5 protein-coding genes and 1 pseudogene are annotated in these 4,944 nt (G+C 60.5%); 3 read left to right on the forward strand and 3 right to left on the reverse strand.

What is annotated here, in order from left to right:
* Positions 1 to 285, forward strand: a pseudogene (locus tag B4F73_RS12000) (bifunctional folylpolyglutamate synthase/dihydrofolate synthase); the annotation flags it as partial.
* A gap of 3 nt (positions 286 to 288) precedes the next feature.
* On the opposite strand, the gene coaBC reads toward B4F73_RS12000, so the two are convergent.
* A complete protein-coding gene (coaBC, locus tag B4F73_RS12005) occupies positions 289 to 1,521 on the reverse strand; it encodes a bifunctional phosphopantothenoylcysteine decarboxylase/phosphopantothenate--cysteine ligase CoaBC (protein WP_206991921.1) in 1,233 nt (410 codons plus the stop codon).
* A 127-nt stretch (positions 1,522 to 1,648) separates the two neighbouring features.
* Positions 1,649 to 3,163, reverse strand: a complete 1,515-nt coding sequence (gene ubiB, locus B4F73_RS12010) for a 2-polyprenylphenol 6-hydroxylase (protein ID WP_290480405.1) — start codon at positions 3,161 to 3,163, stop codon at positions 1,649 to 1,651.
* An 81-nt stretch (positions 3,164 to 3,244) separates the two neighbouring features.
* Between ubiB and B4F73_RS12015 the strand changes: the two genes are divergently transcribed.
* On the forward strand, positions 3,245 to 3,424 hold the full coding sequence (locus B4F73_RS12015) for a hypothetical protein (protein ID WP_206991923.1): 180 nt from the start codon (positions 3,245 to 3,247) through the stop codon (positions 3,422 to 3,424).
* Between the two features lie 6 nt (positions 3,425 to 3,430).
* Here the strand turns inward: B4F73_RS12015 and B4F73_RS12020 are convergent, their stop codons facing one another.
* Positions 3,431 to 4,219: a class I SAM-dependent methyltransferase gene (locus B4F73_RS12020; RefSeq protein ID WP_290480406.1), complete on the reverse strand. Its 789-nt coding sequence runs from the start codon at positions 4,217 to 4,219 to the stop codon at positions 3,431 to 3,433.
* A 48-nt stretch (positions 4,220 to 4,267) separates the two neighbouring features.
* Between B4F73_RS12020 and mutM the strand changes: the two genes are divergently transcribed.
* Positions 4,268 to 4,944 (forward strand): bifunctional DNA-formamidopyrimidine glycosylase/DNA-(apurinic or apyrimidinic site) lyase (gene mutM, locus B4F73_RS12025; protein ID WP_290483375.1); only part of this gene is annotated, 677 nt, incomplete at its 3' end.

Below are 4,944 nucleotides of genomic sequence, written 5' to 3' on the forward strand. Positions count from 1 at the left end.
GTCGCAGCCATGCTCGCCTCCAAGGATGCGACCCATTATTTCATGCCGTTCCGGCAGGTGCGACCTGAGGTCTTCACCTTGCCGAATGCGCCGGGTCATCAGGGCGCCGAGCCTCAGGCCTTGGCGGAAGCGGCCACCAATGCGGGGCTGAAAGCTGCCGCGTACGACAGTCTCGAAGCGGCGCTCAAGGCTGCGGCGACAACCGGCGTCGACCGGATCCTGATTTGCGGATCTCTGTATCTGGCAGGGGAGGTGCTCGCGCAGAATGGTGAGCCGCCCGCCTAATCCCTATTCTGCGGCGAGTTTCAGCCCGTCGCCTTCATCATTCAGCGTTTCAGCGACCTTGTGCGCCAGTCGGCGCGCCACTTCGGTCTTGCCCATGCGGGGCCAGCGTTCGGATCCGTTCCGGGTGATCAGGGCAATCTCGTTTTCCGAGCCGCCCATCACATCCCCGGAGACATCATTGGCGACGATCCAGTCACAATTCTTGCGGGCGAGCTTCGCTTCAGCGTGTTCCTCGACATCATGCGTCTCTGCGGCGAAGCCGATCACCAGGGCGGGTCGGTTCTTGCGTTTGTTGGCCAGCGTCTTGAGGATATCCGGGTTTTCGGTCAGTTCCATGGACGGATGTTCGCTGCCTGCGCCCTTGATCTTCAGCTTCTTGGTTGCGGCCCGTGCCGGGCGCCAGTCAGCAACCGCGGCCACAGAAACGAATACATCAGCAGGCAGAGCGTCCTCGCAGGCCTTCAACATCTGGCGGGCAGTCTCGACCGGTACGAAATTCACTCCCCGTGGTGCGGGCAGGGCGACCGGACCGGAGACCAAAGTGACCTGCGCACCCAGACGCGCGAGCGCTTCGGCAATCGCATAGCCTTGCTTGCCGGAAGAATGGTTGGACAAGAACCGAACAGGATCCAGCGGTTCGCGTGTCGGGCCTGCTGTGACAAGCGCGTGGGTTCCCGCCAGTGCGCCGGTGGCGTCTCCTGCCAGCATGCGTTCGATTTCTTCGGCGATGACCGGAAGTTCCGGAAGGCGGCCAGGACCGAATTCACCGCAGGCCATCGCGCCTTCGTCCGGCTCCATCACCGTCACGCCATCCGCGCGGAGCGTTTCGACATTCCGCACCGTGGCTGGGTGCTGCCACATGCGCACATTCATGGCGGGCACGACCAGGACAGGTTTGTCAGTCGCCAGAAGTGTGGTGGAGGCAAGATCATTGGCGAGGCCACCTGCGGCCTTGGCCATCAGGTCTGCGGTAGCCGGGCAGACAACGACGAGATCGGCCGAGCGGGAAAGCTCAATATGGCCCATTTCCGCTTCGTCACTGAGGTTGAACAGCTCGGTATAGACCTTGTCGCCGGACAGGGCGGAGACCGAGAGAGGGGTGACGAATTCCTGGCCGCCCTTCGTCACGATGCACCGACAGGCAATGTCGCGCCGGCGCAACTCCCGGATCAGTTCCAGGCTCTTATAGGCGGCAATACCGCCGGAAATGATCAAAAGGATGCGTTTTTGCGTCATGGGCCGGGCTCTGTTTGTTACGCGTGTCTTATCGCAAATTTCTTGCCGTTACCCCATGAAATCCCTGTGAACTTGGCGGCTCGGTTAAGGTTTTCGCGGGTTTCAGCAGGGAAATGCCCGAAACTCGCTATTTCGCTGCCCAGATGCCCAGCGCAACCAAGACCGCGATGAAGCCAAACCAGCCCCACCAAGGCGCAAACCGGCGTGGAAGCGGCGGGGGCGAAACCGGTTCGAGTAGTGAGGCCTCAAATCTGTCCATGACTTCTGGCAGACGCTTCAACCGGTTGGTGATCTCTTTCACATTGCCTGCGACAAGTTTTGCGGCGCCCTCTGGACCAAAGCTGCGCCGGATCCACGTGCCGACCACGGGTTCGGACGCAAACCATATATTGTGCGACGGGTCGATCGCGCGGGCGACGCCTTCCACTTGGACCATGGTCTTCTGGAGCAGGACAAGTTCCGGACGCAGGGACATTCCGAATGTGTGCGTATAGTCGAACAATTGAAGCAGGACGCGACCCATCGAGACTTCTTCGGCCGGTTTGCCATGTACGGGTTCGCCGATGGAACGGAGAGCTTGTGCGAACTCCCCGATGGACTGGTTGGCCGGTACATAACCGGCCTCGAAATGGACTTCGGCAACACGGCGGTAATCGCGCTTCAGGAAGCCCCAAAGGATTTCGGCGAGGAAGCGGCGCTCGACCAGGCCGATCCGGCCAATGATTCCGAAATCCACCAGGGCCACCTTGCCTTCCGGCGTGATGATGAGATTGCCTTCATGCATGTCCGCATGGAACACGCCGTATTCGATCGCATGGGTCAGGAAGCCCTGCGTGATGTCGTTCGCCAATTTCTTGCGGTCGATGCCGGGACGGTCCAGCGCTTTTGGATCGGTGAGAGAAACTCCGTCGATCCAGTCGATGGTAAGAACCCGGCGACCGGTGCGGTCCCAATCGACGGAGGGAATGACGAAATGGCCGGATTTCTGGCTGATTTCGTGCATTTCGTCTGCGCCGCCTGCTTCGAGGCGCAGGTCGGTTTCGCGCATCATGGCATTCGCAATGGTTTCAGTGAAAGCCACAGGTTTCAGACGCTGGCTCTCGGCTGAGATGCCTTCGATGGTGCGCGCAGCGCGTTTCATGGCAGAAAGCTCCACCATCAATTTGTGCTCAATTCCCGGCCGCAGGATTTTCACGGCGCGTTCGCCTTCCGGCAGGGACATCTTGTGGACCTGCGCGATGGACGCGGCCGCAACCGGGTCTGACAATTCGGCAAACAGGCGCGCGGCGTCAGCCTCACCAAACTCTTCCGCAAGGGCGGCGCGCGCCGCTTTCATCGAAAAGGGCGGCAGCTTGTCCTTCAGACGGCCCAGATCCTGGGTGACTTCAGCGCCGAACACATCCGGGCGCGTGGCCAGAAACTGCCCAAGCTTGATATAGGCCGGTCCCAGCTTTTCCAACGCGCGGGCGAGGCGCTCGCCGGGGCGTCCCCGCGCGCCGCCACCAAAGACACGTAGCACCCGCCCGGCGATGCGGGCAGGCAGAGGCAGGCGGGTCTGGTAAGCGCCCGGCAGGATCACATCGTGTCGCGCGAGTGCTATGCCAGCGCGCATCAGGCGGCGATAATCTCCAATCAGTCCCATGCCATGCTCCGCGCGCCAACGGGAACCGGCAGGCCCGGACGGCGTTTGATGAGGGAAGATATGTTTACAGAGGAGGCTGTCATGGCCACTAAAAAAGCACCAAAAAACAAAGGAACTCTATACTTTGTGACGAGTGGACTGCTTGTGGCTGCAATGATTGCTGCGGCGATCTATTATGCCGAGCCGAGCCAAGCCCCAGACCAGCTGTTGCTGGACCCTGCACAGCGCTCCAGTCTGACGCCGGATTCGAGCCCAAGCTGACCCGCATCAGACCGCCCAGCCGAAGTGCAGGGCGGCGATGCCTCCCGAATAATTCGTGACACTCACACGAGAAAAGCCTGAATCTTCGATTTCTTTGCGGAAGGCGTCCTGTGTGGGAAATTTCCGTATTGATTCAACAAGATACTGATAACTATCGGCATCTCCCGCAATCAGGCTGCCGAGGCGCGGGATCACATTGAAACTGTATGTGTCGTATGCGGCCTGCAGGGCAGGGACCGTCATATGACTGAACTCCAGAACGGCCAATCTGCCGCCCGGTTTCAACACGCGGCGGAACTCCCGTAATCCTTCCAGACGATCCGCAAAATTGCGAATTCCGAACGACACGGTGACGGCATCGAATACTCGGTCGGGATAGGGCAAATTCTGGCCGTCGGCGCAAATCCAGTCTAGCCGACCTTCCCATTTAGCATTGTCCGCACGGGCTTTGCCTGCGTCCAGCATGGCATCATTGATGTCGGACACGATTGCGGTGGCGGGCGTGTCGATGCTCCTGCGCTTGCCCGCCTTGTCAGCCAAGGTGAGGAAGGCGCGTGCCAATTCGCCGGTGCCGCCAGCAACATCCAGATGGCGCTCGCCGGGCTGTGGGTTCACCTGATTCATCGCATCATGCTTCCAGAGGCGGTGGACGCCTGCGGACATGAGATCGTTCATCAGGTCGTAGCGGGACGCGACAGAGCGGAAGACGCCTTTCACGCGGGCGACCTTCTCCGTCTCGGTGACCTCTTCGAAGCCGAACGACACCTTGCGTTCCGTATCTCTATCTGCAGACATGCGCGCCACCATAGTTGCCTCGATCACCCTAGGCTATATGCCATAGCCATGCCTGAATTACCCGAAGTCGAGACAGTTCGCCGCGGACTTGCGCCAGTCATGGAGGGCCAGCGTATTGAGCGTCTTGTCCACAACCGGGCTGATCTACGGTTTCCCTTCCCCGACCGGTTCGCCGAACGCCTCAGCGGTGCGCGTATCACCCATCTGGGCCGCAAGGCGAAGTTCCTGACGCTTGCCCTGTCGACGGATGAGGTCCTCGTCATGCATCTCGGCATGACTGGACGGTTCACGGTGGCGGACGACAAACTCGGTGCGTTCCATCACGAGACCGGCACAGACCCACGCCATGACCATGTTGTCTTCCAGCTCGAAAGCGGCGCGCGCGTAACCTATAATGATCCGCGTCGATTTGGTTTCATGGAACTCTGGCCCGCGCAGCAGTTTCAGGCGTATCCAAGGTTAATGGCGATGGGGCCGGAGCCACTTTCCAATGGGTTTTCCGAGGCGTATCTGAATACAGTTCTGCGGGGGCGCAAGACGCCGATCAAATCGGCGCTGCTCGACCAGTCGGTGATTGCCGGGCTCGGTAATATCTATGTGTGCGAAGCGTTGTGGCGTGCGGGTGTATCCCCGCGCCGGAGTGCAGCGACCGTGCCGGGCCAGCGCGCCGCACGCCTCGTGCCAGCGATCAATGACGTTATAGCCGAAGCTATAGCGGCAGGCGG

The sequence above is a fragment of the Hyphomonas sp. UBA3601 genome, from assembly GCF_002375605.1.
Taxonomy (GTDB): domain Bacteria; phylum Pseudomonadota; class Alphaproteobacteria; order Caulobacterales; family Hyphomonadaceae; genus Hyphomonas.

Bases quoted from the DNA above. Each gene is read 5' to 3' on its own strand.
- coaBC (WP_206991921.1), bottom strand. From the start codon at position 1,521: ATGACGCAAAAACGCATCCTTTTGATCATTTCCGGCGGTATTGCCGCC.
- ubiB (WP_290480405.1), bottom strand. From the start codon at position 3,163: ATGGGACTGATTGGAGATTATCGCCGCCTGATGCGCGCTGGCATAGCA.
- B4F73_RS12015 (WP_206991923.1), top strand. From the start codon at position 3,245: ATGGCCACTAAAAAAGCACCAAAAAACAAAGGAACTCTATACTTTGTG.
- B4F73_RS12020 (WP_290480406.1), bottom strand. From the start codon at position 4,219: ATGTCTGCAGATAGAGATACGGAACGCAAGGTGTCGTTCGGCTTCGAA.